This is a genomic window from Pseudomonas asiatica (assembly GCF_009932335.1).
Taxonomy (GTDB): Bacteria; Pseudomonadota; Gammaproteobacteria; order Pseudomonadales; family Pseudomonadaceae; genus Aquipseudomonas; species Aquipseudomonas asiatica.
On the sequence record NZ_BLJF01000001.1, the window covers coordinates 1,458,360 to 1,484,307 of the forward strand.

Below are 25,948 nucleotides of genomic sequence, written 5' to 3' on the forward strand. Positions count from 1 at the left end.
CGGTTGAGGGGGTCAGCTCGACAAACGTGCCAGCCAGCTACGCACGTTGCTGGCGGGCGGGTAGTCCAGTTGCGGGTCGAGGCCGCGAAGCGCACGCATCAGGATCGACTGCACCTGGGCGCCACGTTCGCTGCGTTCGAGCAACCGGGCCAATTCCAAGGCGGCATGCAGCCGCGCCGGCACCACGCCGAGGGTCAGCGCGGTGGACAAGGCGACGCGCAGGGTCGCCTCGGCTTCGCGGTCGTCGCCAAGTGCCAGCAGCGCCCGGCCGCGTAACAACATCAGTTCGCACAGGTAGGCACGCTCCTGATGGTCCTGGGCCAGGTCCAGGGCGACATCCACCAGTTCCAGGCAGGCCTCTGCGCGCCCGCCCAGCAACAGCACTTCGCCGCGCTTCCAGGCCTGGAAGCCGTGGAACAACAGGCCCCCGTTACGCAGCACATGCTGCTGGTAGCCTTCGGCAATGGCCTGTTCACCGGCTTCGTACTCACCCGATAGGCCCTGGTGATAGCCGCGCAGGATCATGCCCACGCCCCGGTAGAAGGAGAACTCGTGGCGCGCACTGAGCAGTTCCAGCTCGCGGCCCAGGCGCCCGAGTGCATCGCGCTCGCCCAGCACTGCAGCGAGCCAGGCCGCGCCCTGCAGGGCGACCGCGCGGTTGAAGGGGTTGTCGACCGCCTGCTCGGCGCGGGACTGCAAGCGGGCCAGCGCCTGGCGCGCCTGGCTGAACAGGCCCAGCTCGAAGGCGGCCAGGCCCTCGAAAGTGCGGGCAAGGCCCACCAGGTCCAGCCCTTGGCTCGATGGCCAACTGGCCTGGTCCTCCTCCAGCAGCCTGCCGCGCGTCAGGCAGGCCAGGCTTTCCTCGAAATCGCCGAGCCAGAACAGGGTATTGGCCATGGCCAGGTGGGCCTCGATGCGCAGTGCCTCGCCACCGGCTATCTGCGCCTGCTGCAGCATCTGTTGTGCCGTAGCGCGAGCCTCTGCCAGCTCCAGGCCCATCAACAGGGTGGTCCACAGGCCGAACGACACCGACGCCATCTCTTGCGGCTGGCCTTGACGCGCGGCCAAGGCCTGGGCGTCCCGGTAGCTGGCCAGGCTGGTGATGCTCAACCAGCCCTCGATACTGCGAAAGCTAACTCCCAGTAACCGGTGCAACTCAAATTGCAAACGCCACAGGTCTTTGCCCTCGTAGACCCGCTCGGCCACTTCCAGGCCTTTCTGCAAAGGGCCCAGGGCGCCGCGGAAGTCGGCCCCGTCGATCAGCTTGCGGCCTTCGGCCAGGTAGCGCTCCACGGTCAGGCGCAAGTCCTGGCGCAACCGGACCCGCCGCTCGATCACCTTGCGGTTGACCCCCAACAGCTGCGCCGCAGCACTCTTGTTGCCGTTGCAGCGGTTCAGCGCATGCTCTATCAGCAGTGTCTCCACCGCTGCCAGTTTGTCCGGCCCCTCAAGCCCGAGCAGCGCTTCGGCCAGCTCTACGGCAGGCGCCGAGGCGGGCGAGGGCGGTACCAGCAATTGTTCGAGGGTTTCCCGATCGACCAGTGGTGACGGGGCCAGGGTGCCGATGCGATCGATCGAATTGCGCAGTTCGCGCACATTGCCAGGCCAGTCTCGTTGGCACAGCAGCTCCAGCGCTGCTGCATCGAAGCGCAGCGGTCGCCGTTGTTGGCGGCAAAAATGCTCGATCAGGTCCGGGATGTCCTCACGGCGCTCGTTCAGTCCCGGCAGTTCGAGCTCGAACACCGACAAGCGGTAGTACAGGTCTTCGCGAAAGCGCTCCTCGGCCACCAGGCGCTTGAGGTCACGGTGGGTGGCCGCCACCACCCTGCCGCGGAAGCGCCGGTTTTCGCTGCTACCAAGCGGCCGGTACTGCCCGGTTTCCAGCACCCGCAGCAGCTTCGGCTGTAGGGCCAGGGGCAGTTCGCCGATCTCATCGAGGAACAGTGTCCCCGCCCCAGCCATCTGCAGGTGGCCCATGCGCTCGCCAACCGCGCCGGTGAACGCGCCGCGGGCATGGCCAAACAGCTCGGACTCGAGCAGTGGCTCGGGTATTGCCCCGCAGTTGAGGTCGATGAATGGTTTGCCCGGCGCGCTCAAGCGGTGCAGTTGCTGGGCGATGACTTCCTTGCCGGCTCCCGTCGGGCCGAAGATCAGTACCGGCCGGTCGCTCTGCGCCACCCGCCGCAGCAAGGCCTGCAGCGCCTGCATGGCGGGCGAACGGCCAGGCACGCCATCCTCGTCGCCCGGGTGCGTGGTGCACAGTGGCTCCATGAGAATCCATCCTCGTTGGGGTGAGCCAGGCAATGAGGTATAGCAGAACGACGCGGCCGCTGCTGGTGTCCGGGCGGCCACCGGTCAGAACGTCGAAAATGCGCGCGACCAGCCCGCCAGAAACGATGGAAGCGGCGGCCGAGGCCACTGTCTGGTTGATGTTGCTTTCGTGCAACGTCCATGCGGGCCGGCCCTTGCTGCGCCCCGCCAGGCCCTGCCACAGGGTGAAACCGACCAGCAAGGCGATGATCGACATGTTGAACGACCAGCCGATCCGAAGGCCCGCGTACACATTCGAGGGCGTCAGCAGAATGCCCAGCGCTACGCCGGTGAGCACCGCCCGCGGGCTCAGTTCACGTTCGATGCGAACCTGGGGAGGGGCGGTAGACGGGGCAGGTCTCATGGCAATCCCTTGTCGGAGTGGTAAGCGCGCTTTGCACAACTGAGCCACTGATGCCACAAAGGTTCACTGTCGCTTCTGGTTGTGAAAGGTGTCCAGCAACGGCCCGGAAGTGCTAGCGGCTACACCGTCGGGTCTCAAGAAAAGTGCTGCGCACAGGGGCCCGCTCTTGCTGACACTGCCGAATCAAGAGAGATTAGTTAAGTTATCCAAATTCGATAACTTTCCTAATCTTGGTATAAGTCAGGAGTGGGGCAAGCATTCATGGGATGTAGCCTCGCAGAGCCCCATCACCAGCGCTGATGTCGAAACCGCTTCAGAGCAGGCCATTGCCACACTGGATGAGAGCTTCTTCCGGGTGCGCTTTGACCGCCTTACGCTTGCGGAAAAGAAGTACCTGCGTGGCATGGCGGATCTGGGGGCCGGCCCTCATCGTTCTGGTGATATCGCCGCCAGCCTGGCGCGGAAGGTTTCCACGCTCGCACCACTGCGCAGTGCATTGATCGAGAAAGGGATGATCTACAGCCCGAACCACGGTGATACGGCGTTCACTGTGCCGCTTTTCGATGAGTTCATGCGGCGTATCATGCCGGGCGATGATTGGCGGATGGGCTAGCCTGCTTTACGGCGCTGCAAGCCGCAACCACAGGCAACGCTCCTCGGCCGGGACGCAAAAGCGTACCCGGCGCGAGCGCACGCACACCACGGTTCATTTCAGCCCGACCGCCCAAACCGCTTGCGATACTCCGCCGGCGTAACCCCCACATGCTTCACGAACGCCCGCCGCAACGTATCCGCATTGGCAAACCCGCACAGCGCCGCCACCTGCTTCGGTGGCTCTCGCCCAGCCTCCAGCCGCGCCCGCGCAGCATTCACCCGCGCCAGCTCCACCCACGCGGCCGGGGTCATCCCCACATCACTCTGAAACACCCGCGCAAAATGCCTCGGGCTCAGCCCAACCCGCGCAGCCAGGCTGGCAACCCCGTGGTCCACTGCAGGGTTGGCGGCCACGTAACGCTGCAACCCCTGCAATGCCGAACGCCCGACCGGTGATGTCCCACCTTGCCGGCTGAACTGCAGCTGCCCGCCAGGCCGCTTGAAGTACATCACCAGGTGCCCGGCAACCTGCTTGGCAATATCCCGCCCCAGGTCTTCTTCCACCAGGGCCAGCGCCAGGTCCAACCCGGCCGTTACCCCCGCAGCGGTACGCAGGTTGCCGTCATGCACCTGAATGGCATCGGCATCCACCTGCACCCGCGGATAACGCTCGGCCAACGGCTGCGCCACCGCCCAATGGGTGGTCACACGCCGTTCATCCAGCAACCCGGCAGCCGCCAGGGCAAACGCCCCCGTGCACACCGAGCCGTAACGTCGGCAAGCGCCCGCGCGTTGCTGCAGCCAGTCGAGAATGCCGGGGCGCAGGTATTGCTCGGCAGCCTGCGGTGTGCCGGCGACCAGCAGGGTGTCGATGGCTTCCAGGTCTTCGCCGATCCAGCCGTCGGCGACCAGGCGTGTACCGGAAGAGCTCACCAGCGGCCCCGGTTCGCAAGCCAGCAACAGCAGGCGATAGGCGTCACGGCCGGCCTGGCGGTTGGCTTCGGCGAATACATCGAGCGGGCCGCAGGCATCCAGCAGTTGTACGCCGGGCATGGCCAGTATGGCGACCGTGATGGGGGCAGAGGGCATGGTGGCTCCGGGCGTTGCGCCGCAAGTCCGTAATCCGCCGACAATGGCAGTATTTGGCTGTACAAGTCAATTGAGGACATTGGCCCATGACCGCAGACTGGGCTCGTCATCAACCCACCCAGGAGCGACCATGTCCTCATCCATCGCCGGTATCCAGGTGCCCGACAGCGCCATGGCTCGGGAAATCACCGAGCTCGTCCGTGACACGGCTTCCCCTTTGCTGTTCCACCACTCCAGCCGGGTGTTCTACTTCGCGGCCCTTGCCGGGCAGCGGCTTGGGCTGCGTTACGACAGTGAACTGCTGTACGCAGGCTGCATGTTCCATGACATGGGCCTGACCCATCAGCACAGCAGCGATTGCTGCCGCTTCGAGGTGGACGGTGCCAATGCGGCGCGCGATTTCCTCCAGCGCCACGGCGTGGACGAGCGCGATGTCGAGCGTGTGTGGACGGCGATCGCGCTGCATACCACGCCGGGCATTCCAGAGCACATGCACCCGCTGATCGCCCTGGTCACGGCGGGGGTGGAGACCGATGTGCTGGGGCTGCACCACGAAGGGCTGGAAATTGCCGCACGGGACGCCGTGGTCCAGGCGCACCCGCGTGGGGAAAGGTTCAAGGAGGCGATCATTCAGGCGTTTTACGACGGCATCCGGCACAAGCCGCAGACCACGTTTGGCAACGTGAAGGCGGATGTGATCGCGGACAAGGAGCCTGCATTCCGGCCTGGGAATTTCTGCAGCGTCATTCGGCAGTCCTGCTGGGCGAGCTGAGTAAAGCGGGCTGGTGCTGCCGGTGTTCGCAGGCCCTGGTGCCTGTCAGCTAAACAGATTGGGGTCGCTTTGCGGCCCTTCGCGGGCGTGCCCGCTCCCACAGGTTGCGCATCAGATCAAACCGGTGCTATCGAAGTGGGAGCTGGCTCGTCGAACGCAGAGTCCGCCGCCGAGCGCTCGCGATTCGCCACCCCGAACGGCACATGCACCATCGGCAAATCCCCCGCCGGTGATTGCAAATGGCTGCGTTGGTCATCAAAGAACACATGCGGCTTCAGTATCGACAGCACCCTGGGTTTTTCCATCCCGCCCAGAAAGAAGCACTCGTCCGGCGATACGCCCCAGTCCTTCAGCGTCGTCACCACCCGCTCATGCGAAGGGGCATTGCGCGCCGTCACGATGGCAATCCGCAAGATGCGCTTGTACGCCGGGTCTTCGGCCAACTTGCGGTCCTCGAGCATGCGAATCAGCGAAAGCTTGCGGTACAGGTCCGCCAAGGGCCCCGGCGAATGCGGGATCCCCTTGCGCACACGTTCATGCTCCTGAAACTCGTCCAGGTTGTCGTCGCGCTTGTACACGCGCTCGGCCTCGTCATCGGCAATCACCCCGTCAAAGTCGAAGGCCACCCGCAATTCGGTGTCGATCTCGTCATCGTAGATGCGCGTCGGCAGCACCCGCCCGGCCGGGTAGTTGGCGTCGATGGCTTTCTGTACATCTTCCTCGTTGGCACTGAGGAACAGCGAGGCATTGAATGCCGGGATGTACTCGTAGGGCGAGCGGCCCGACATGAATGCCGCGCGGGTGATGTCCAGCTGGTAGTGGTTGATCGAGCGAAACACCCGCAGGCCGGTCTCCGGCGAATTGCGCGACAGCAGCACCACCTCCACCGGCAACTGCTCGGGGAAGGCCTGGTTGATGCTCAGGAAGCGGCGAATGAACGGGAACGCCACGCCCTTGGGGAAGGGTTCGTCCAGGTTCTGCTGCTGGTGCTGACGGTAAGCCTCGACGCCCTCGGTCTGGTAGATGTCGTCCGAGACGGTGAGGTCGAACAGCGCACTCGAAGCAACGCCGATGACCAGTTTCTGTTCGATGGGGTAGGGCATGAAACAACTCCTGCGTGAGCTGAAGGCAAGTGTACCCGTGCGCTGTGACGAAAGCCCTCAGTACCCACAGGCGCTATCGGCATCAGATGAGGATGTAGTCACTACGCACCATCAGCGGCTCATGCGCCCCTTCGACCAGGTGCACGAACTGCCCTGCCACCTGGTCGATCGCCAGGCAGTCGTCGACATCCAGCAAGGCATCGGTATGCGGCTTCAGCCAGTCCGCCTGCATGCGTTGCTTGCCCAGGGCCTTGGCCTCGGTCTTGCTGTGGGCGGTGACCAGCAGGTAGCGGTGGGCCTCGCCGAATACTTCGCGTTCATAACCACCGAGGTTGATGAAGTACAGGCGCAGCGCACCGGGGGCGGGGGCGTGCGGGCGCAGTTCGATGCGCTGGCCGTCGACACCATGCACTTCCAGCCATGAATCGATGTGCAAACCTTTCGGGCTGCCGAACCAGGCCTGGCGCAACTGCGGGTAGGCCTGTTCGAAGGTGTCGGCCAGGGCGAACACCACATCGTGAACTTCGATCTTGGCGCCGGGGTGGCGGCCTCCGAGCATGACGACGTAAAGCATGGGCGGTCCTTTGCATGGTGGATGTAAAAGTGCGGCATTGTACTGCCAGATCAGCGGATGCCGCATGGATCCAGTGGCCCCTTGTAGGAGCGGCCTTGTGTCGCGAAAGGGCCGCAAAGCGGCCCCTGGATTTCAGCAACTGTGCATAGTCTGTTGGGGCTGCTCTGCAGCCCTTTCGCGACACAAGGCCGCTCCTACAAGGCGCTGGGCATGCCTGACAGTTGCTCCACCAGAAAATCCACGAACACCCGCACCCGCGCCGGCATCGCCGGGCCGCCGACGAACACCGCATGGATCGGCTCGCGATCACCGGGGTTGTACGCCTGCAGCAACGGCACCAGCTGCCCGTTGGCCAGGTCATCGGCCACGGTAAAGGTACCGATGCGCGCCACGCCGGCGCCGAGCCTGGCCAACTGCGCCAGGGCCTCGCCGCTGCTGCATTCGATATTGCCCGTCACCTTCAATGAAAACGCCTGCCCGTCGCGACGGAACGGCCAGTCGGGTGCGGCGCGGCGGAAGTTGAAACGCAGGCAGTTGTGCCGGGCCAGGTCCTCTGGCACAAGCGGCGTACCGCAGCGCGCCAGGTACTCGGGCTAGGCGACGATCACCTGGCCGGTTTCGCCAATGGCACGGGCGCTCAACGAGCTGTCCGGCAGGTGGCCGAAGCGCAGCGCCACATCGGCCTGGCCGCCGAGAATGTCGGCCACTTCGTCGCTGAGGGTAAGGTCGACCAGCACCTGCGGGTAGCGCGCGCTGAACGCCGCCAGCAACGGCACCACGGTCAGCCGGCCATGGCCCAGTGCTGCGCTGACCCGCAAGCGCCCGCGGGGCACACCCTGGTCGGTGATGGCCTCTTCCACTTCGAGCATGTCGGCCAGCACCCGCCGTGCACCGCGCAGATACGCTTCGCCCTCAGGCGTGAGGGTGATCGCCCGGGTGGTACGCAGCAGCAGGCGGGTGCCCAGGCGCTGTTCGGTCCGCGCGAGGATGCGGCTCACCGCCGACGGCGTCAGGCCCAGCGCGCGGGCGGCGGCGGACAGGCTACCCTCCTGGGCCACCTTGGCAAAGATTTCCATCTCTCCGGATCTTCCACTGAAGTCCATTTGTGCCTCTTTGGCAAAGGTGGTTCGCAAAAATGCAGTCTAGTGCGGCTCAGCTTCGGATCGTAGCATTTGCAGCACAGATAAGGAGCTTGCCATGCGTATCAATCCACCTCTTGTCGCGCTCGCCATCGGTGCCTTCGGCATCGGTGTCACCGAGTTCGCCCCCATGGGCATGTTACCCAGCATCGCCACCGATCTTGGCGTCTCCATCCCAGCAGCCGGGCTGTTGGTCAGTGCCTATGCAATCGGTGTGCTGATCGGTGCACCGCTGATGACCCTGGCCACGGTGAAGATCCCGCGGCGTTACCTGCTGATCGGGTTGATGGCCATCTTCACCCTCGGCAACCTGATGTCGGCCCTGGCCAGCGACTATGCCAGCCTGCTGGTCGCCCGTGTGGTCACCTCGCTGAACCACGGTGCGTTCTTCGGCATCGGCTCTATCGTCGCGGCCAGCGTGGTGCCGCCCGAGAAGCGCGCCGGTGCCGTGGCCGCCATGTTCATGGGGTTGACCCTGGCCACCATCGGCGGTGTGCCGCTGGCGACCTGGTTCGGTGAAATGCTGGGGTGGCGTACGGCGTTCTGGGGCATCGCCGGGCTCGGCTTGGTGGCAATGACAACCCTCTGGTACGCACTACCCGATGTGCCGTCGCCCAAGGGTGGCGGGGCCATGGCCGAAATCCGCGTGCTGGGCCACGGGCCGGTGCTGGCGGCGTTGCTGCTGACCGTGGTGGGCTCCAGTGCGATGTTCACGGTATTCACCTATATCGCGCCGATCCTGCAGAGCGAGGCGGCAGCGTCCACCACCTTCGTCACGGCCATGCTGGTGTTGTTCGGTGTCGGCCTGACCTTGGGCAACGTGTGGGGTGGCAAGGCCGCGGACCGCTCGATCGACCGTACCCTGATGCTGTCGTTGGCCGTGCTGATTGCGGTGTTGCTGGTGTTCCCGCTGGTGATGGACTGGCCGCTGCCGACTGCGCTGGCGATCCTGGTGTGGGGCGCTGCCAGCTTTGCCCTGGTGCCGCCGCTGCAAATGCGGGTGATGGAGGCGGCCAAGGATGCGCCCAACCTGGCGTCGGCGGTGAATATTGGTGCGTTCAACCTGGGTAACGCGATAGGTGCGGCGCTGGGTGGAGCGGTGATCAATGCCGGGCTTGGGTATTCGGCGGTTTCCCTGGCGGGGGCGGCGATGGCGGTTTTGGGCCTGGTGATGGTGCTGCTGTTCGCTTGGCGGGGGCGGGCGGGGGCTGCGGCGAGTCAAGTTGCTGTGTAACAGGTGGAGATCTTCGGGGGCGCTTTGCGCCCCATCGCGACACAAGGCCGCTCCTACAGGAAACCGCGATTCCTTGTAGGAGCGGCCTTGTGTCGCGATGGGCTGCAAGGCAGCCCCACAGTCTTGCCCATCACGGCGTACCGTTGCGGCCATGCAGGTGATAGGCAGGGCGCTCGCTCAGCCGCTCGTAATAGTCGCGCACGGCCGGCAGGTGCGGGTGCTCGAAGGGCGTTTCGAACCAGCGGTTGACCGACAGGCCAATGGGGATGTCGGCCAAGGTGAACTGGCTGCCGGCCACGTAGGCACCGGTGCTTGCCAGCTGGCGGTCGAGAATGTGCATGTAGCGCGCCCAGTCCGCGCAGCCGGCGGCCAGGGCCTGTGGGTCCTGGTGGGCCGGCGAATGCCTGACCAGCGACATGAACGCGTAGCTCCAGGAACGGTTGAGGTCCGAGGCCTGCCAGTCGATCCACTGGTCGATCCTGGCCCGCGCCTGCGCCTCGCCCGGGTAGAACGCGGTGGCACCATAGCGCGTGGCCAGGTAGCGGATGATGCTGTTGGATTCCCACAGGGTGAAGTCGCCATCCTGGATCACCGGGATCATGGCGTTCGGGTTCAACGCAAGGAATTCGGCGCTGTCCGTGGGCTTGAAGCCCGCCCCCCAGTCTTCGCGCTCGAACGCGACCTCGAACTCGGCGCATGCCCACAGGACTTTTCGCACATTGATGGAGGAGGCTCTGCCCAATATCCGTAGCATGATGTTCATCCTTGTGAGGGGGGATTGATCGTCCGTCACTGCCGCTTGCCGGTCAAGAGCCAGCGGGGTGGCGGAGCGTCCTCTTTGTAGGGTTCTTGTAGTCCATTTCCGAAAGTAAGCCTTTCCACCCCCAAGGTTATTGTGGCGGGGCAGGCAGCGCCCTAGTCTCGGCACGCTCGTAACCCGAGGAAATGGACATGGACAAAGACACTCCGAAAGAAAGCGGCAATCTCAATGTCGTGCGTGCAGCGGGCCGTTTTGGCAACGGCGGTGCCGAACTGGTGCAGATGAACGCGCAATTGCCGATGCGCACGGCATTGATGGAGGCCTCGAGCATCATGGGCTGTATTACCGAACTCACCCGCAAGGCCATCGACCGGCCCGGTGACCGCAAGGCGATGATGCAGGCCACGTACTACCTGGCAGGCATGGCCAAGGCGCTGATCGACGGCCAGTTGCAGCAGTTGCGCCAGGCTCGGGGAGGCGAGCAGGAGCCTTAGTCAGGCTTGCCTGGGGACCATGAACTTGGCACCCTTGGTCAGTTTGAATCTCTGTATCACGACAGAAGGAAGTTCGCATTGAGCTGGGACAAGGTGGGGAAACTCCTCGTAGCCGTGCTGCTTGGCCTGATGGTCCTGCTGGCCGCCTATGGGTTGCTCAGGGGTAACCCGCGCCTGGAGGCATCGCTGACCTATGCCTACCTCACCTATCCCAGCCAGTTCAGCGAACGCATCACCAAAGCCAGTGAACAGCTCAAGTACGAGCAGTTGCAGGGGCGTATCAATGCCATCAGCGAGGGCGGGCTGAGCCACGATCAGGTCGAGCGGCTGATCGAAATGGCCCAGGCGCCGTATGCCCAGCTGTTCGCCAAGCCCTTCGAGGCCGGGTTGGTCGACCACCGTACCGGTCTGCTCATCGAGCTGCGCAACCGTGGTGATGCGCAAGTGCGCCAGGTGAAAATCCGCCTGCCGGCGAAAGGCCTGGTGCAGGTGCGCGATGCAGCTGGCAATGACACCATCGTGGAAACCTCCACCATGCAAGCGGATATCCCCACCATCGAGCCGGGTGGCGTATGCAAGGTATGGGTGTATTTCGATGCAGACTATTCGCAGATCCGCCAGGGCGGGGTCAGCATCAGTCACGCCGATGGCAAGGCTGACATACAGGTTTACCGCGAGGTCATCGGTTTCCCGGCCTGGGTGGCCCGCTACAGCCGCGAGCTGATGATGCTGCTGGGCGTATTGGCGGCCAGCGTTTTGGGCCTGGGGTATGCCTGCCTGTCGCGCCGTAACCCGCACTGAACGCCTCACCAGTAGGAGCAGCCTTGTGCTGCGAAGAGGCCGGTACTGACTGAACATGTGTATCGCCTGTACCGGCCTCTTCGCAGCACAAGGCTGCTCCTACAAGGAGTTGTGCAGGCTGTCAGTGAGCCATACTGCGTCCCAGTGTGGATAATCGCCAATCTCTGCTACCAGGCCAGCCCGCAGAGGGTTGGCAACGATGTATCGGGCTACCTTGCGCACATCATCTTCCTGGCGCAGCGCTCGGTCATGAAACCCGCGTTGCCAGACTGGGCCCGGGCTCACGCCCGCCTTGCACAGTGCCGTACCAGATCGCGATTTGAACTGTCGCATCAGGCTGCTCAATGTGACGGCACGCAGCTCCACCAGCCAATGCAAGTGGTCAGGCATCAGCACCCAGGCAAGTGAGCGGCAAGCGCCAAGGCGTTCCGTCTGCCTCAGCTCACTGATGACCAGGCGAGCTGTACGAAGATCCTGAAACAGTGGCTTGCGTGCATGGGTGACAGTGGTCAGCAGGTACAGCCTGCCAGGCTCTGAAAAACGCCCCCGACCTAGCCGGTTGGCCTCAGCACGATCCATGTAATCTTCCTCGCATCCGTTCCGTGTGGGATACCTACAATAGAGATCCCAGACGCTACCGACGTTGGCAGATCGTTACCCGTTTTTTCAGTCATACACATTTGTAGGAGCAGCCTTGTGCTGCGAAGAGGCCGGTACGAGCGATACACATGTTTGGTCAGTACCGGCCTCTTCGCAGCACAAGGCTGCTCCTACAGGTCAGTGCCCAATGGCACTGGTAGTCAGTGACTCGCCACGGGGTTGGTGTTCTTGCCGGTCAACAACCACCCTCGTGCAGCGCCAGGCTCTGGCGCAACTGCACGAGCATGGCCTGTCGCAATGCCTGCGGCGCCTGCACGCGGATCGAGCCGGCCTGGGACAGCAGCCAGCCCATCAGCGAGCGGTTGTCGTCGACGGTAGCTACCAGGGTGGCACCACCTTCCGCCTGCAGCGTCAGTTGCATATCTGCCGACAGCGGCGACGCCTCAAGGCGCCGGGCAAGGGCATCATCGACCCAGGCGTGCAACTCGACCTGTTCCGCAGGTGTGAGCGCATCGGGCTGCAGCTGTTGCGCTTCGCCAGGGCTCAGGCCCGCTTGCCAGTACCAGCCGTAGGGCATGCCTTTGCTGTTGCACTGCAGCGGGAACAGTGCCGCGAGTTCGACCAGGTCGCGTTCGACCGTGCGTTTGCTGGTGATATGGCCAACGGTGGTCAGGGCGGCCTGCAACTGGGTGGAACTCATCCCCGGGTGACGGCCTGGCAGCAGCTTGAGCAACTGCCATTGGCGGGCGATGGTGTGGCGGGTAGGGTGGCTGGGCAAAGGGCTCGTCCTTGAAGGCAGGCACGAAGCCTGCCTAAGTAGTGGCGTTTAGCTATTGCTCAGCATACCTTGTAGCAGAATGGGATCCAAGTTTTCGCATTTAGCGTTCAGTCCAGGCGCGTCACCCATTTGCCTGTGCCTTGGCCCTCTTTCAGCTGCCGCAGAGCCTGTGGCAAAGCAGAGAAGGTGAACTCGCGGCGCTGTGGCACCTTCGGGAACCTTGGCCAAGGCCTGCCAGGCGGTCAGGGCGGGGCAGGGCACGGCGGCCGCGGCGGTGTCGCTGAGCGCGCTGTGGATATGCATGACCAGGCTTGCATCGAGCAGGCAGAGCTCGGCAAAACTGCCGTCACGCGCCAGCGATTGGGTGCGGGTCCTTTCGAGACGGGTGTGGGCTGCAAAGCAGCCCCAATTCACTTAGCCGGGGGTTTTCGCCAAGGCTTCCAAGCCACCTTCATAGATGGCCTTGAACAGCGCTTCGGTCGCTTGGTAGCCGGGGTTGAATTCAGATAGCCAGGCTGTCGACCACGCCGCCGTCGACCCGCAGCGCTGCACCGGTGGTGGCGGGCGTGCCCGCGAATGCGTCTGTCAGGCAACACAAAAGATTGACCCTTTCGCAACAGCCCAGTCGCAACCTTTGCTTCCAGATCAAAACTCATTGTCCCGCGCCCATCTTTTTCCCATCCCCACGTCCCCCCGAGAATCCACCCATCCCAACCTTCCACAGGTGATTCTCAAATGCCTCTCGCCTTGTTAGCCCTGACCCTGGCGGCCTTCGCCATCGGCACCACGGAGTTCGTGATCGTCGGCCTCATCCCGACCATCGCCAATGACCTGGCAGTGACACTGCCTTCGGCCGGCCTGCTGGTAAGCCTTTACGCCCTCAGCGTCGCCATCGGCGCGCCCCTGCTCACCGCCATGACCGGTCGCGTCCCGCGCAAGCTGCTGCTGGTCGGCCTGATGGCGCTGTTCACCGCCGGTAACCTGGTAGCCTGGCAGGCGCCCAGCTACGAATCGCTGATCATGGCGCGCATCCTCACCGGCCTGGCCCACGGGGTGTTCTTCTCGGTGGGCTCGATCATCGCCACCAGCCTGGTGCCGAAAGAAAAAGCCGCCAGCGCCATCGCCACCATGTTCAGTGGCATGACCGTGGCCTTCGTCACCGGTATCCCGCTGGGTACCTTCATCGGCCAGCACTTCGGCTGGCGCGTGACCTTCCTGGTGGTGGCTGCCTTCGGCCTGGTGGCGCTGCTCGGCGCACTGCTGTTCGTGCCCAAGCGCATCCAGCACAGCCAGCCGGCACCGCTGCTGCGCCAACTGCGGGTGATGCTGCAACCGCGCCTGCTGCTGGTGTATGCCATGACTGCCGTGGGTTACGGCGGCTCGCTGATCGCCTTTACCTTCCTTGCCCCGATCCTGCAGGACCTCGCCGGCTTCGGCGCCAACAGCGTCGCCCTGGTGCTGCTCGCCTACGGTGTTTCGGTTGCCCTGGGCAACATCTGGGGCGGCCGCCTGGCCGACCGCAAAGGCCCGGTCAAGGCACTGTCGATCATCTTCCTGCTGCTGGCCGTGGTGCTGCTGGCGCTGACCTTCACCGCGCCGCATCCGGTGCTGGTGGTAATCACCGTACTGGCCTGGGGCGCGGTGGCCTTCGGCAATGTGCCGGGCCTGCAGGTGTACGTGGTGCAGCAGGCGGAAAAGGTCGCCCCCGACGCAGTCGACGTGGCGGCCGGTTTCAACATCGCCGCCTTCAACCTGGGTGTGGCCGGTGGCTCCTGGGGCGGTGCCCAGGTGGTGCAACAGCTCGGCCTCGGCCACACCCCATGGATTGCCGCGCTGGTCACCCTCGGTGCCCTGGCCCTGACCCTGTACAGCGGCCGCCTCGACCGCCGCGTACCTGCCCAGCCACAACCTGTCGTCAGCCGCGCCTGACCCCAGATTCGCCTTACGGAGATGCTCGCAATGGCTCAAGATCCACTGTTCCAACCCCTGCAATTCGGCGCCCTTAACCTGGCCAACCGCGTGCTGATGCCACCGATGACCCGCTCCCGCGCTGCCCAGCCTGGCGATGTACCGACCGCGCTGATGGCCGAGTACTACGCACAACGCGCCAGTGCCGGGCTGATCGTCAGTGAAGGCACCTGGATCTCGCCACTGGGCAAGGGTTACGCCCGCACCCCGGGTATCCACACCCAGGCGCAGATCGACGGCTGGCGCCTGGTCACCGAGGCTGTGCATGCCGCGGGCGGGCGCATGTTCGCCCAGCTCTGGCACGTCGGCCGCCTCAGCCACAGCAGCCTGCTTGGTGGCCAGGCACCGGTGTCGTCCTCGGCGATGCAGGCTGAAGGCGTGAATGTGTTCATCGACAATGCCGACGGCACGCCAGGCTTTGTCCAGGCTTCCAAGCCGCGCGCGTTGAGCGAAGCGGAAATTGCCGAGACCATCGAGCAATACCGCCAGGCTGCGCGCAACGCCATGGCCGCCGGTTTTGATGGTGTCGAGTTGCACGCGGCCAACGGTTACCTGGTCAACCAGTTCCTCGATTCCGGCGCCAACGACCGCACCGACCGCTTCGGCGGTTCGCTGGAAAACCGCCTGCGTTTCCTCGACCTGGTCACCCGTGCGCTGGTCGAAGGTACCGGCGACGCCCAGCGTGTAGGCGTACGCCTGGCGCCGCTGACCACGCTCAATGGCTGTGTCGACGCCGACCCGGTCACCACCTATACCGCAGCGGCCAAGCGCCTGGGTGAAATCGGCATCGGCTACCTGCACATTGCCGAAGCCGACTGGGATGACGCGCCGGACATGCCGGTGGACTTCAAGCAACAGCTGCGGGCGGTGTTCCCCGGGGTGATGGTGTATGCCGGCAAATACACCGGCGAACGTGCACGGCGCGCGCTGGAGGAGGGCTGGGCTGACCTGGTCGGCTTCGGCCGGCCATTCGTGGCCAACCCGGACCTGCCGGCGCGGCTGAAACTGAATGCGCCCCTGGCCGAGCACGAACGGGCCACGCTGTTCGGTGGTGATGCCCATGGCCTGACCGACTATCCGGTCATGGCAACAGCCTGACCCCGACCGCTCCTCATGGAACTGCAAATGACTCATTGAGTTAGCAGGGACCCTGTGGGAGCGGCTTTAGCCGCGAACACCGGCGCAGCCGGTGCCATGCACCGCGTTGGATTCAAAGGGCTGGTCGATCTCCCACAAAGACGGCATTTCGCCTGTCGTGTCTCACCTCTATGCTTGAGCAGTGACGACTTGTTTGTGTCCTATATATGGACCAAAATATGGCTCTCTATTGAGGGTGCAAACATGCAAAACATATTCGCTGACGTGGCCGTAAGCGTGTCGGAACTGAAAAAGAACCCATCCGCGGTGATGACCGGCGCTGCGGGTATGCCCGTCGCCGTGCTCAATCACAACCGCGTGATGGGTTACATGGTGCCGGCCGAACTGTACGAGGCCATGATGGAACGCTTGGAAGATCTCGAATTGAGCGAACTGGCCAAGTCGAGGTTGGGTGAAAAAGGCGTACCGGTATCCCTGGATGACCTATAAACTCGAATTCCTGCCTTCGGCACTGAAAGAGTGGGGCAAGCTAGGCCACACCGTGCGCGAACAGATCAAGAAAAAACTCGCCGAGCGCCTGCAGTCACCCAAGGTACAGGCCGACGCGCTGCGTGACCTGCCGAACCACTACAAAATCAAGCTCAAGGCCTCTGGATATCGCCTCGTCTATCGAGTCGAGGACGAGCGTATCGTTGTAGTGGTGGTATCGGTTGGCAAACGCGAGCGTAGCGAGGTGTATCGATCCGCTCAGAAGCGGTAAACGCCATCATGGCCATCAACCAAACGCCGCACGCTGCCAATGCGCCTCGCTTATGATCGCAATGTTCGCACCCGCTTCCCTGATTTCCACGGCTTTCTTGATCTTCGTGCCATAACTGCTGTGCAGCCACTGCTCGTTGCCAATACTGCCAATGACCAGGTAGTGGGTCTTCTTGTTCACCCCCGCGGCGATTGAACCCCCACGTTCGACTACCAGCGCTTCGCATGCTTTGCGAGGCCCGTAAGCCATTGTGCCGGTAAACAGGAACATGCGGCCTGTCCACTCCAGTGTGGGTTCGGGGTTATCGAGTGGCAGTGAGGTGGGTGAAGAGAATGGGTTGTCGCTGCAGCGCGGCTTGCCGGTGAACTGCTGCAATAGCTCAAGCAGTTCAGCCGACTCGGCAGCATCCAGCATATTGTCCTTGAGCATGTCGCTCAGGCGCCGGTACAGCAAATTGATGACCGGATCCTCAAGATGAACGAGTTGCTGCTCCATCCATCCTTTGAGGAACTCGGCTTCTTGTTGATTGACCTGATTGTCAGCAGTCAGGCCCGCAGCGATTCCAATCAACCCATCAACCGAGCGCTGCGCGATCCGCGCTTCGTGAAAAAAGCGGCTGTTCTGAAATTCCTGATGAAGATCGACCATTCCCTGTTCCTCGTTGCTATTCCATCAGCATCACAGCGTTGGCGTATTTTTCCTGGTCCGGTGTGAACGTTGTCAGCATGCCGGTGTGATTACAGGTCAGGGTAAGCTCTGTTCGCGTATCGATGAACAGATCCTCGCCGCGAAGGCCCTGCCATTGCGCCAGGTACTTGAACGAACCGTACTTCATCGGTTTCTTCAATGCGCGATCATGGCCACCTTTCCAACCTAGCACCGGGAGTGCGCCATCGGCGCAGTGCCGGGCAAGTTCTGGCTGGGCCAGAGCCCGCTCACGGCCAATCTCCCAGCAGCGGATCAAGCCCTCGTCGGGCCCCTTCCATGCTTCTTCCCAAGTGATCAAGGGGCGGATGGGGTGATGAATAGGGCGTCGAATGACCCCGGTAGCTCGATCCATGACTGAGATTGTCCGTAATGTTCAGTTGGTCTGGATGCTACTAATTGGCCACTATCGTGTCCAGTGCTCGCCGACCCCAGCTCTGCGTTCAGTCAAGGCTGTGCTGCAACGCCTCGATAAACACCTCTTCCGCGCGGCTGAAGCGCTGCTCCCTGTTCCACAACAGGTGGATATCCACATCGGCAATCCCTTCCTGCGGCGGCAGCTTCCACAACAACCCGGCGTCTACATCCGGCGCTACCACATGCTCGGGCAGGCAACCTATGCCAAACCCGGCAATCACCAGCCGGCGTACCTCCTCAAGGCTTGGTGACGATGCCACGATCCGCCCGGCAAACCCCTGCTGGTCGCGGAAAATGGTCAGGGGCGACAGCATGCCGCCAATCTGGTCACTGGTGAAACTGACGAAGTTCTCGCGCTGCAGATCGCCCTCGTCCTGGCCAAATAATGCGTGGTGCTTGCCACAGAAGAATGCATAGCGCTGGCGCAGGAACAACCGTTGCTCCAGCCGTGGCTGCGCACGCCGGTTAAGGCTGAGGCCCGCCGTGGCGGTTTTTTCCTGCAGGGCGGCAACGATGTCGGAGCTGCGCATCACGTCGATCTCCAGCTCCACCCGCGGGTGCTGGCGGTGGAAGTCGGCGAGGAAGTCGTCGAAGTGTTCGTTGACGATACGGCTGATCATCAGCAGGCGTACCTTGCCCACCAGTTCGTCCGCCGGCTGCACCAGCAAGCCGCCGATCTGCGACATCTGCCCATAGACCTCGCCAGCCAGCTGGAACAGCTGCTCGCCCATTTCCGTCAGCACGAAGCGCGGCCCGCGGCGGGCGATGAGCTGGCGGCCAAGCTGTTCTTCAAGGCGCTTGAGCGCCTGGCTCACTGCCGGCTGGGTGAGGTGCAGGCGGGCGGCCGCACGGCTGATGGACAGCTCCTGGCCGATGACCCGGAAGGTGCGCAGCAGGTTCCAGTCGAGGCGGTCGTTGAGCAGACGGTCGGGCATGGCAGGGCTCGATAATAAGCAAGGCTAATATTTCGAATAATAAATAGAAAATTGACTAATCATAGCCCCGGGCCGATAAATCGCAGGTATCGAGGCCTGTTGAATCGGTGCTGGCTTCTTCGCGGGTAAACCCGCTCCCACAGGTACTGCAGCGCTTGCAGACCTTGTGCAATCCCTGTGGGAGCGGGTTTACCCGCGAAGAAGCTGACACCAGACCAACAGGCCAAGCGCCACAAGAGCGCCACCGTGCCCCTGACAACTCCTGCCAGAACAACAAGCAAAGGAGCCCCCATGAAGCCCACCGCTTCCCCCCAGCCACGCCGTGCCGCCGCCGCCGCGTTCATCGGCACCATGATCGAGTGGTACGACTTTTACATCTACGCCACCGCCGCTGCCCTGGTGTTCGGCGCGCTGTTCTTCCCCTCCGACAACAGCCTGTTCAGCACCATGGCCGCGTTCGGTACCTTCGCCGTTGGCTTCTTCGCCCGGCCGCTGGGGGGCATCGTCTTCGGCCACGTGGGCGACCGTATCGGCCGCAAGAAGTCGCTGGTCATCACCTTGCTGATGATGGGCATCGTCACCGTGGGCATCGGCCTGCTGCCGACCTACGCACAAATCGGCGCCACCGCGCCGGTACTGCTGATCCTGCTGCGCATCGTCCAGGGCATTGCCGTGGGCGGCGAGTGGGGCGGGGCGGTGCTGATGGCCGGTGAGCATGCACCCAAGGGCCGGCGCAACTTCTTCGCTTCGTTCGCCCAGCTGGGCAGCCCGGCGGGCCTGATCCTGTCGCTGCTGGCCTTCGGCGCGGTCACCCGCCTGCCGGAAGAAGACCTGATGAACTGGGGCTGGCGCGTGCCATTCCTGGCCAGCGCGCTGTTGCTGCTGGTGGGCCTGGCGATTCGCCTGGGGGTGAATGAGTCGCCCGAGTTCATCGCCAGCCGCGAGCAGGCGGAAAAGGCCCGGCGCAAGGAGCAGGCCCCGGTATTCGAAGTGCTGCGCACGGCCTGGCGCCCGCTGTTGCTGTGCATCGGTGCCAATACCCTGGGTATTGCCGGGGTCTACTTCACCAACACCTTCATGATCAGCTACACCACCACGCAATTGCACCTGGAGCGCTCCTTGATCCTGGAATGCCTGTTCTTCGTGGCGATCATCCAGTTCTGCGTGCAGCCGTTGGCCGCCTGGCTATCGGAAAAAATCGGCGCCACCCGCTTCCTGGCCCTGGTCGCGTTGCTGGCGATGGCCTCGCCGTACCCGATGTTCGTGCTGGTCAGCTCGGGCCAGGGCCCGTTGATCGTGCTCGGCATCGCCCTGGCCGCAGCGTGCATGGCGTCGTTCTACGCGGTGATCGCCGGCTATGTCAGCGGCATGTTCGACACCCGCGTGCGCTACACCGCCATATCCCTGGCCTACCAGATCTGCGGCGCCATCGCGGGCGGCCTGACCCCGCTGATCGGTACCTGGCTGGCCCACACCTTCACCGGCCAATGGTGGCCGATGGCGGTGTTCTACACCCTGATCGCCACCATCTCGCTGGTCTGCGTGCTCGCCCTGGCGCGCCAGTACGCCCGCAGCCAGCGCCTGGAACTGGCCTGATCGAACCGCTTTTTTCTGGAGTACCCGCACATGTTGAAAAGCAATGGCGAACGCCTGTGGGCGAGCCTGATGGCCATGGCCGAAATCGGTGCCACTGCCCGTGGCGGCAGCTGCCGCCTGGCCCTGAGCGACGAGGACAAGGCTGGCCGTGAACTGTTCAGCCACTGGTGCCGCGAAGCCGGCCTGACGCTGACTGTGGATGCCATCGGCAACCTGTTCGCCCGCCGCGCTGGCAGCGACCCCGATGCAGCGCCGGTGATGATGGGCAGCCACCTCGACACCCAACCTGAGGGCGGCCGTTTCGATGGCGTCTACGGTGTGCTGGCAGGCCTTGAAGTGGTGCGCCGGCTCAATGACCTGAACATCCAGACGCGCAAGCCGCTGGAAATCGCCGTATGGACCAACGAGGAGGGCGCCCGCTTCACCCCGGCCATGTTCGGTTCGGCGGTGTTCACCGGTACCCTGGCGCTGGACGAAGCGCTGGCCATTCGCGACGCCGATGGCATCAGCGTCGCCGACGAACTGCAACGCACCGGTTACGCCGGCCGGCGCCCGCTGGGCGGCCAGGTCGATGCCTATTTCGAGGCGCATATCGAGCAAGGTCCGATCCTTGAAGACAACGCCAAGGCCATTGGCGTGGTCAGCGGCGGGCAGGCTATCCGATGGCTCGACGTCACGGTCGAAGGCATGGCCGCGCACGCCGGTACCACGCCGATGCCACTGCGCAAGGATGCCCTGTATGGCACCGCGCGGATGATCCAGGCAGTCGAGCAACTGGCTGCCGATTTTGCCCCTGAAGGCCTGACCACGGTGGGTGAACTGTCCATCGCCAAGTCCTCGCGCAACACCATTCCGGGGCTGCTGCAGTTCACAGTCGACCTGCGTCATCACCGAGACGAAGCCATCGAGGCGATGGAACGCGAGCTGACGTTGAAGCTGCAAGCCATCGCCAATCAACGCGGGTTGCAGGTGCGTATCGAGCGCCACTGGACAAGCCCGGCCACGCCATTCGATGCCGATTGCGTAGCCGCCGTGCAGCAGGCGGTGGATGGCCTGGGCTATGCCCAGCAGTCGATCGTCAGCGGTGCCGGCCACGACGCCATCCTGCTGGCCCGCTACTGCCCGACCGCCATGGTGTTCATCCCCTGTGTCGGCGGCTTGAGCCACAACGAAGCCGAAGACGTATTGCCCGACGACGCCCGCCAGGGTGCCGATGTACTGCTCAATGCCGTGCTGGCCCGCGCGGGCATTGTCGAACAAGGAGAAGCCTGATGCGTTGCTACTTCCACCCCGAACAACTGCTGCACCACCCACGCAGCTACTACTCGCGCGGCGCCATGCGCACCCCGCAGGAAGTCCCCGAGCGTGCCCAGCGCCTGCTGCAGGCGGCCAAGGATCTGGGCTTCGACATCCGTCAGCCTGAGGACGCCGGCCTCGAGCCGCTCAAGGCAGTGCATGGCGAGGCCTACCTGGCCTTCCTCGAAGAGGCCCATGCGCGCTGGAAGGAAGTGCCCGAGGACTGGGGCGACGAGGTCATGTCCAACATCTTCGTGCGTGAACCCAACGCCTTGCGCGGCATCCTCGCCCAGGCCGGGCGCTACCTGGCTGACGGCAGCTGCCCTGTAGGCGAACACACCTGGCGCTCGGCCTATTGGTCTGCGCAAAGCGCAGTGGCCGGTGCCAAGGCCATTCTCGACGGCGAGCCGGCGGCCTATGCCCTGTGCCGACCGCCAGGCCACCATGCGCGCTTCGATGCGGCCGGTGGTTTCTGTTACCTCAACAACGCCGCTGTCGCTGCCCAGGCCTTGCGCAGCCGCTACAGCCGCGTGGCCATCCTCGATACCGACATGCACCACGGGCAGGGGATTCAGGAAATCTTCTACGACCGCCGGGATGTGCTGTATGTGTCGGTGCATGGCGACCCCACCAACTTCTACCCGGGTGTGGCCGGGTTCGCGGACGAGCGTGGCAGCGGTGCGGGGGAGGGGTACAACCTCAACTTGCCGATGGCGCATGGGGCTAGCGAAGCGGACTTCATGGGCCAGCTGGAGGTTGCGCTGGCTGCAGTGAAGGACTTCGGCGCCGAGGTGCTGGTGTTGTCGCTGGGGTTCGATATCTACGAACTCGACCCGCAGAGCAAGGTGGCGGTGACGACTGAAGGGTTTGCGGTATTGGGCGAGCGGATTCGGGCGATGCGCTTGCCGTGCCTGATCGTGCAGGAAGGGGGGTATCACCTGGAGAGCCTGGAGGCGAATGCGCAGGCGTTTTTTGCCGACAAGGCGGACTGGCGATAACGTAGTGTCGGGGCTGACAGGTGCTTGCCTTGACAGTTTCAGCGCCTATGAGATCGAGCGCCGCCCGCGCGGCGCTTCGCGGGACAAGCCCGCTCCCACATCTGTTTCGGGCCAGTCACTCCTGTGAGGGCACCTGTGTCCGCCTTGTTTGTTCCATTCGATATCGAGGGGGCGCGACTGCTCTTCATCGATCTTCAGCCATGCCCCAAGGCTGCAACCTATCTGGCGCAGGAGTAATTGGCCCGAAACAGATGTGGGAGCGGGCTTGTCCCGCGAAGCGCCGCGCGGGCGGCGCTCGATCTCATAGGCGCTGAAGGTGTTGTGGCGAACACCCCGCAGCCCGTTACACCCCACCCCGCCGCACATGCTTCACCAACACCTTCTCCAGCAACTCCCACATCGCCGGCTCGGTACTGAACGCCACGTTGAACCGCATCCAGCCGGTCGCTTTGGCATCGACCATGAACAACTGCCCAGGCCCCAACATGATGCCTTTCTCCAACGCATCATCCAGCAACGCCGCGCTGTCCGGAATCGCTGGGTGGCGGGTCCAGATATACATCCCTTCATCCGACTCGATGAACAGCTCGAAGCCCAGCCGATGCAGATGCCGGCCAACTTCCTGGTGCGCCTCGGCCAGCCGCTGGCGCAGGCGCTTGAGGTGCTTGCGCCAGCGCCCGTCGATGATCGCGGCATACACCACACGCTCCATAACCTGCGAGGTGGTCAGGCCAGAGCGCATTTTCAGGTGCAGCAGCTTCTGCATCAGCTCGGGGTTGGCCAGCATGTAGCCGACCCGCACATTGGGCGAAATGCTCTTGGAGTAGCTGCCCACGTACACCACCTGCTGCAGGTGGTCGAGGCTGGCCAGGCACGGCTGCGGTTCGGCGACCATGTCGGCGTACAGGTTGTTCTCCACCAGGCGGAAGCCGTGCTGGCTGGCCAGTTGCAGCAGGCGGTGCAGCTGCGGCAGCGGCGTGCGCGAGCAGGTCGGGCTGTGCAGGTGCGGCTGGGTGAAGAATGCAGTGGGGCGGTGATGGGTGAGCAACTGCTCCAGCTGGTTCAGGTCGTAGCCGGCCGGTGTGCGCGGCACGCCGACCAGAGTCGCGCCCTGGGTACGCAGGATGCTCATCAGGTTGGGGTAACCGGGGTCGTCCACCAGCACCACGTCGCCCGGGCGTACCAGGGTGCGCGCGGCCAGGTCCAGGGCCTGGCTGGCGCCATGGGTAAGCATCAGCTGCGCCGGGTTGGCGACGATCGACAGTTCCTGCTGCAGGTTCTGTGCGGTCAGTGCACGCAGCTCCATCAGGCCCATGGGGTCGCCGTAGCCCGACAGCTCCAGCGGGCTGCCGGCCACCTGGCGCAGGCCGCGGCGCAGGCCGTCTTCGTACATCCAGTCGTTGGGCAGCCAGCCGCAGCCAGGCTTGAACGGCAGCTGGCGGATTTCGAAGATCTGCTGCAGGTACCACTCGGAGTTGAACGTTGGTCGACTGGTGTCGGCCTCGGCGTTGTGCGGGTCGAGCAATTCGCCCGCCGCGCGGTTGACGAAGAACCCCGCATTGCCCCGGCTCACCAGCAGGCCCTGGGCGACCAGACGGTCGTAGGCCTCGACCACGGTGAAGGTGCTCACCGAATAGCTCGCGGCAAAGGCGCGGATCGAGGGGACCTTGGCGCCTGGCTTGAGGGTCTGGTTGTCGATCAGCTCGCGCAGCCCGTCGATGATCTGGTTCACCAGCGGGGTCGAGGAGTCTGGATGTAATTCGAACATTTGGGCCTTCAGGTTGCGTATCGCCCGGCGTTTGCAAGGTGTATTGCATGGGCGACCTGTACAGTGCAGTGCGAGTTTCATGCCACTGTGCATGGCTCTCTGCGTCGGACATTTTTACATTAGGTGTCAGATATCGCCACCTAAAGCATGTTCAGTTCGCTCCAGGCGCCTGCCCTGGGGCGCGTCAGCAGGCCGCCATGGAAGGCCTGCGTGTGTTCGCTCACACCATCCTGCGCGCATTAGCACTGATGTACGTGAAACCGCCAGCCATCGGGGTTTCACAGTTTTCCTTGGATAAAAAGAAGCACGGGGTACACAACTGATGGACGCAACATCCACAACCACCACCGCGAAAAGCGGGCATGAGAGCAAGCTCAGTGCCTCGCTCAAGTCGCGCCACCTGACGATGATGTCGATCGCCGGGGTTATCGGCGGCGCCTTGTTCGTCGGTTCCGGCAGCGTGATTCACAGCGCCGGCCCAGCTGCTGTGCTGGCCTACCTGGCAGGCGGCATCCTGGTGGTACTGATCATGCGCATGCTGGGTGAAATGGCGACTTCCTCGCCAGACACCGGTTCGTTCTCCACCTACGCCGATCGCGCCATCGGCCGTTGGGCCGGTTTCACCATCGGCTGGCTGTACTGGTGGTACTGGGTCATCCTCATGGCCTGGGAAGCTTATGTGGCGGGCAAGATCCTGCATGGTTTCTTCCCCGACGTCAGCGTCAACGTGTTCGTGCTGGCCACGACCCTGTTGCTGATCACCGTCAACTTCTTCAACGTCAAGCACTACGGTGAGTTCGAGTTCTGGTTCGCCTTGATCAAGGTGATCGCGATCGTCTGCTTCCTGATCGTGTGTACCGCTGCCGTGCTGAACATCTGGCAGTTCGGTGAAGTACGTGGCATCAGCCACCTCACCGCCGAAGGCTTCATGCCCAACGGCATCACCACAGTGATCGGTGCCTTGCTCGGGGTGATGTTCGCCTTCCTCGGCGCGGAAATCGTCACCATCGCCGCTTCCGAAGCCAAGGACCCGGCCGCGCAGATCGTCAAGGCGACCAACTCGGTGGTCTGGCGTGTGTGCCTGTTCTACGTGGGTTCGATCTTCCTGATCGTCTGCCTGGTACCGTGGAACGACCCGCACCTGGGCGTTTCCGGCTATGGCGCCTACCGCCGCACCCTGGAGCTGCTGGGCGTGCCATATGCCGAGCTGCTGATGAACTTCGTGGTGCTGACCTCGGTGAGCAGCTGCCTGATCTCGGGCCACTACACCGCTTCGCGCATGCTGTTCTCCCTGGCCCAGCGTGGCGACGCGCCGTCGTTCTTCAAGATCACCCGCGCCGGCACCGGTGTACCGGTGTACGCGATCATGGGTTCGTGCGCCGTGGCCGTGGTGTGTGCGCTGATCAACTTCAGCGAGACCCTGCGCCCGAAAGACGTGCTGGAAACCCTGATGAACACCACCGGCATGATTGCCCTGCTGGTGTACCTGGTGATTGCTTTCTCGCAGCTGCGCATGCGCCGCAAGCTGGTTGCCGAAGGCAAGGAAGTACGCCTGAAGATGTGGCTGTTCCCATGGCTGACCTACCTGGTGATCGCGTTCATCGTGGCCGCCCTGGTAACCATGGCCTTCATGCCTGACTACCAGATCCTGGTGATTTCCACCGGTATCGCCGCGGCAATCGTGGTGGCGATGGGTGTAGTGCACCAGATCCGTACTGGCAAGCAGCACTAAGCGTCACTCGCTTCTCGAAACGGCCGGCTCCCTGGGGGACCCGGCCGTTTTGCGTTATTGGGC

General features: G+C 63.6%; 25 protein-coding genes and 2 pseudogenes. 14 read left to right on the forward strand and 13 right to left on the reverse strand.

The features are described from left to right. Nucleotides 1-12: 12 nt before the first annotated feature. Both GYA95_RS06950 and GYA95_RS06955 read right to left on the reverse strand, forming a co-directional pair. Nucleotides 13-2,271 carry a sigma-54-dependent transcriptional regulator gene (locus GYA95_RS06950; protein ID WP_015269924.1) on the reverse strand — a complete coding sequence of 753 codons (2,259 nt, stop codon included), beginning with the start codon at nucleotides 2,269-2,271 and terminating at the stop codon, nucleotides 13-15. A 22-nt stretch (nucleotides 2,272-2,293) separates the two neighbouring features. Further along, nucleotides 2,294-2,674 (reverse strand): annotated as a pseudogene (locus GYA95_RS06955) (OPT/YSL family transporter); the annotation flags it as partial. A gap of 166 nt (nucleotides 2,675-2,840) precedes the next feature. Here GYA95_RS06955 and GYA95_RS06960 point away from each other — a divergent pair. After that, nucleotides 2,841-3,287, forward strand: coding sequence for a hypothetical protein (locus GYA95_RS06960; protein WP_015269926.1), 447 nt, complete (start codon nucleotides 2,841-2,843; stop codon nucleotides 3,285-3,287). A gap of 98 nt (nucleotides 3,288-3,385) precedes the next feature. Here the strand turns inward: GYA95_RS06960 and GYA95_RS06965 are convergent, their stop codons facing one another. Then, entirely contained in the window at nucleotides 3,386-4,357 is a 972-nt protein-coding gene (locus GYA95_RS06965; protein ID WP_015269927.1) for a GlxA family transcriptional regulator, read from the reverse strand. Nucleotides 4,358-4,487: 130 nt separating this feature from the next. On the opposite strand from GYA95_RS06965, the gene GYA95_RS06970 reads away from it, so the two are divergent. Continuing rightward, a complete protein-coding gene (locus tag GYA95_RS06970; protein ID WP_015269928.1) occupies nucleotides 4,488-5,129 on the forward strand; it encodes an HD domain-containing protein in 642 nt (213 codons plus the stop codon). 116 nt (nucleotides 5,130-5,245) lie between these two features. Here the strand turns inward: GYA95_RS06970 and GYA95_RS06975 are convergent, their stop codons facing one another. The 3 genes and pseudogenes from GYA95_RS06975 to GYA95_RS06985 all read right to left on the reverse strand — a co-directional run bounded on the left by GYA95_RS06975 (nucleotide 5,246) and on the right by GYA95_RS06985 (nucleotide 7,909). Beyond that, entirely contained in the window at nucleotides 5,246-6,232 is a 987-nt protein-coding gene (locus GYA95_RS06975) for a 5'-nucleotidase (RefSeq protein WP_015269929.1), read from the reverse strand. 82 nt (nucleotides 6,233-6,314) lie between these two features. Continuing rightward, nucleotides 6,315-6,806: a DUF1543 domain-containing protein gene (locus GYA95_RS06980; RefSeq protein ID WP_013972028.1), complete on the reverse strand. Its 492-nt coding sequence runs from the start codon at nucleotides 6,804-6,806 to the stop codon at nucleotides 6,315-6,317. 194 nt (nucleotides 6,807-7,000) lie between these two features. Beyond that, a pseudogene (locus GYA95_RS06985) lies at nucleotides 7,001-7,909 on the reverse strand (LysR family transcriptional regulator). A gap of 94 nt (nucleotides 7,910-8,003) precedes the next feature. On the opposite strand from GYA95_RS06985, the gene GYA95_RS06990 reads away from it, so the two are divergent. Further along, on the forward strand, nucleotides 8,004-9,179 hold the full coding sequence (locus GYA95_RS06990; protein ID WP_015269930.1) for an MFS transporter: 1,176 nt from the start codon (nucleotides 8,004-8,006) through the stop codon (nucleotides 9,177-9,179). Between the two features lie 130 nt (nucleotides 9,180-9,309). On the opposite strand, the gene GYA95_RS06995 is transcribed toward GYA95_RS06990, so the two are convergent. Further along, the gene (locus GYA95_RS06995) at nucleotides 9,310-9,933 is read right to left on the reverse strand and encodes a glutathione S-transferase family protein (RefSeq protein WP_015269931.1); all 624 of its coding nucleotides are present in this window, start codon (nucleotides 9,931-9,933) and stop codon (nucleotides 9,310-9,312) included. Between the two features lie 197 nt (nucleotides 9,934-10,130). Here GYA95_RS06995 and GYA95_RS07000 point away from each other — a divergent pair, with 197 nt between their 5' ends. After that, nucleotides 10,131-10,433 (forward strand): DUF3077 domain-containing protein, encoded by a 303-nt coding sequence (locus tag GYA95_RS07000; protein WP_015269932.1) that lies wholly within the window; start codon nucleotides 10,131-10,133, stop codon nucleotides 10,431-10,433. A 78-nt stretch (nucleotides 10,434-10,511) separates the two neighbouring features. Continuing rightward, complete coding sequence (locus GYA95_RS07005; protein WP_015269933.1) at nucleotides 10,512-11,234, forward strand: hypothetical protein; 723 nt, start codon at nucleotides 10,512-10,514, stop codon at nucleotides 11,232-11,234. Between the two features lie 99 nt (nucleotides 11,235-11,333). Here GYA95_RS07005 and GYA95_RS07010 read toward each other — a convergent pair whose 3' ends face one another. Together GYA95_RS07010 and GYA95_RS07015 are read right to left on the reverse strand one after the other, a co-directional pair. Next, nucleotides 11,334-11,813, reverse strand: a complete 480-nt coding sequence (locus tag GYA95_RS07010) for an REP-associated tyrosine transposase (RefSeq protein WP_015269934.1) — start codon at nucleotides 11,811-11,813, stop codon at nucleotides 11,334-11,336. 256 nt (nucleotides 11,814-12,069) lie between these two features. Continuing rightward, nucleotides 12,070-12,612: a WYL domain-containing protein gene (locus tag GYA95_RS07015; RefSeq protein ID WP_015269935.1), complete on the reverse strand. Its 543-nt coding sequence runs from the start codon at nucleotides 12,610-12,612 to the stop codon at nucleotides 12,070-12,072. Nucleotides 12,613-13,347: 735 nt separating this feature from the next. Here GYA95_RS07015 and GYA95_RS07020 point away from each other — a divergent pair. The 4 genes from GYA95_RS07020 to GYA95_RS07035 all read left to right on the forward strand — a co-directional run bounded on the left by GYA95_RS07020 (nucleotide 13,348) and on the right by GYA95_RS07035 (nucleotide 16,438). Then, nucleotides 13,348-14,541, forward strand: coding sequence for an MFS transporter (locus tag GYA95_RS07020; protein WP_015269936.1), 1,194 nt, complete (start codon nucleotides 13,348-13,350; stop codon nucleotides 14,539-14,541). Between the two features lie 30 nt (nucleotides 14,542-14,571). Then, nucleotides 14,572-15,678 carry an alkene reductase gene (locus GYA95_RS07025; RefSeq protein WP_054572951.1) on the forward strand — a complete coding sequence of 369 codons (1,107 nt, stop codon included), beginning with the start codon at nucleotides 14,572-14,574 and terminating at the stop codon, nucleotides 15,676-15,678. 243 nt (nucleotides 15,679-15,921) lie between these two features. After that, on the forward strand, nucleotides 15,922-16,167 hold the full coding sequence (locus GYA95_RS07030; protein WP_013972043.1) for a type II toxin-antitoxin system Phd/YefM family antitoxin: 246 nt from the start codon (nucleotides 15,922-15,924) through the stop codon (nucleotides 16,165-16,167). Further along, nucleotides 16,157-16,438, forward strand: a complete 282-nt coding sequence (locus GYA95_RS07035; protein WP_003259987.1) for a type II toxin-antitoxin system RelE family toxin — start codon at nucleotides 16,157-16,159, stop codon at nucleotides 16,436-16,438. The genes GYA95_RS07030 and GYA95_RS07035 overlap by 11 nt, the downstream gene beginning before the upstream one ends. A gap of 15 nt (nucleotides 16,439-16,453) precedes the next feature. Here the strand turns inward: GYA95_RS07035 and GYA95_RS07040 are convergent, their stop codons facing one another. From GYA95_RS07040 to GYA95_RS07050, 3 genes are all read right to left on the reverse strand, one after another. After that, complete coding sequence (locus tag GYA95_RS07040) at nucleotides 16,454-17,086, reverse strand: BRCT domain-containing protein (RefSeq protein ID WP_015269938.1); 633 nt, start codon at nucleotides 17,084-17,086, stop codon at nucleotides 16,454-16,456. 16 nt (nucleotides 17,087-17,102) lie between these two features. Then, nucleotides 17,103-17,498 (reverse strand): hypothetical protein, encoded by a 396-nt coding sequence (locus tag GYA95_RS07045; protein WP_023662326.1) that lies wholly within the window; start codon nucleotides 17,496-17,498, stop codon nucleotides 17,103-17,105. Between the two features lie 88 nt (nucleotides 17,499-17,586). Beyond that, nucleotides 17,587-18,495: a LysR family transcriptional regulator gene (locus GYA95_RS07050; protein ID WP_015269940.1), complete on the reverse strand. Its 909-nt coding sequence runs from the start codon at nucleotides 18,493-18,495 to the stop codon at nucleotides 17,587-17,589. A 291-nt stretch (nucleotides 18,496-18,786) separates the two neighbouring features. Here GYA95_RS07050 and GYA95_RS07055 point away from each other — a divergent pair, with 291 nt between their 5' ends. From GYA95_RS07055 to GYA95_RS07065, 3 genes are read left to right on the forward strand one after another with little or no spacing between them, the layout of a single operon-like run. Continuing rightward, on the forward strand, nucleotides 18,787-20,091 hold the full coding sequence (locus tag GYA95_RS07055) for an MFS transporter (RefSeq protein ID WP_013972046.1): 1,305 nt from the start codon (nucleotides 18,787-18,789) through the stop codon (nucleotides 20,089-20,091). 30 nt (nucleotides 20,092-20,121) lie between these two features. Next, nucleotides 20,122-21,363, forward strand: a complete 1,242-nt coding sequence (locus GYA95_RS07060; RefSeq protein WP_015269941.1) for a Zn-dependent hydrolase — start codon at nucleotides 20,122-20,124, stop codon at nucleotides 21,361-21,363. Then, nucleotides 21,363-22,385: a histone deacetylase family protein gene (locus GYA95_RS07065; protein ID WP_015269942.1), complete on the forward strand. Its 1,023-nt coding sequence runs from the start codon at nucleotides 21,363-21,365 to the stop codon at nucleotides 22,383-22,385. Before GYA95_RS07060 ends, GYA95_RS07065 begins: the two co-directional genes overlap by 1 nt. Nucleotides 22,386-22,728: 343 nt before the next feature. Here GYA95_RS07065 and GYA95_RS07070 read toward each other — a convergent pair whose 3' ends face one another. Next, entirely contained in the window at nucleotides 22,729-24,153 is a 1,425-nt protein-coding gene (locus GYA95_RS07070) for an aminotransferase-like domain-containing protein (protein WP_015269943.1), read from the reverse strand. A 47-nt stretch (nucleotides 24,154-24,200) separates the two neighbouring features. On the opposite strand from GYA95_RS07070, the gene GYA95_RS07075 reads away from it, so the two are divergent. Further along, nucleotides 24,201-24,476 carry a hypothetical protein gene (locus tag GYA95_RS07075; protein WP_085619209.1) on the forward strand — a complete coding sequence of 92 codons (276 nt, stop codon included), beginning with the start codon at nucleotides 24,201-24,203 and terminating at the stop codon, nucleotides 24,474-24,476. Further along, the gene (locus GYA95_RS07080; RefSeq protein WP_013972050.1) at nucleotides 24,476-25,885 is read left to right on the forward strand and encodes an amino acid permease; all 1,410 of its coding nucleotides are present in this window, start codon (nucleotides 24,476-24,478) and stop codon (nucleotides 25,883-25,885) included. The genes GYA95_RS07075 and GYA95_RS07080 overlap by 1 nt, the downstream gene beginning before the upstream one ends. Nucleotides 25,886-25,948: the final 63 nt, after the last annotated feature.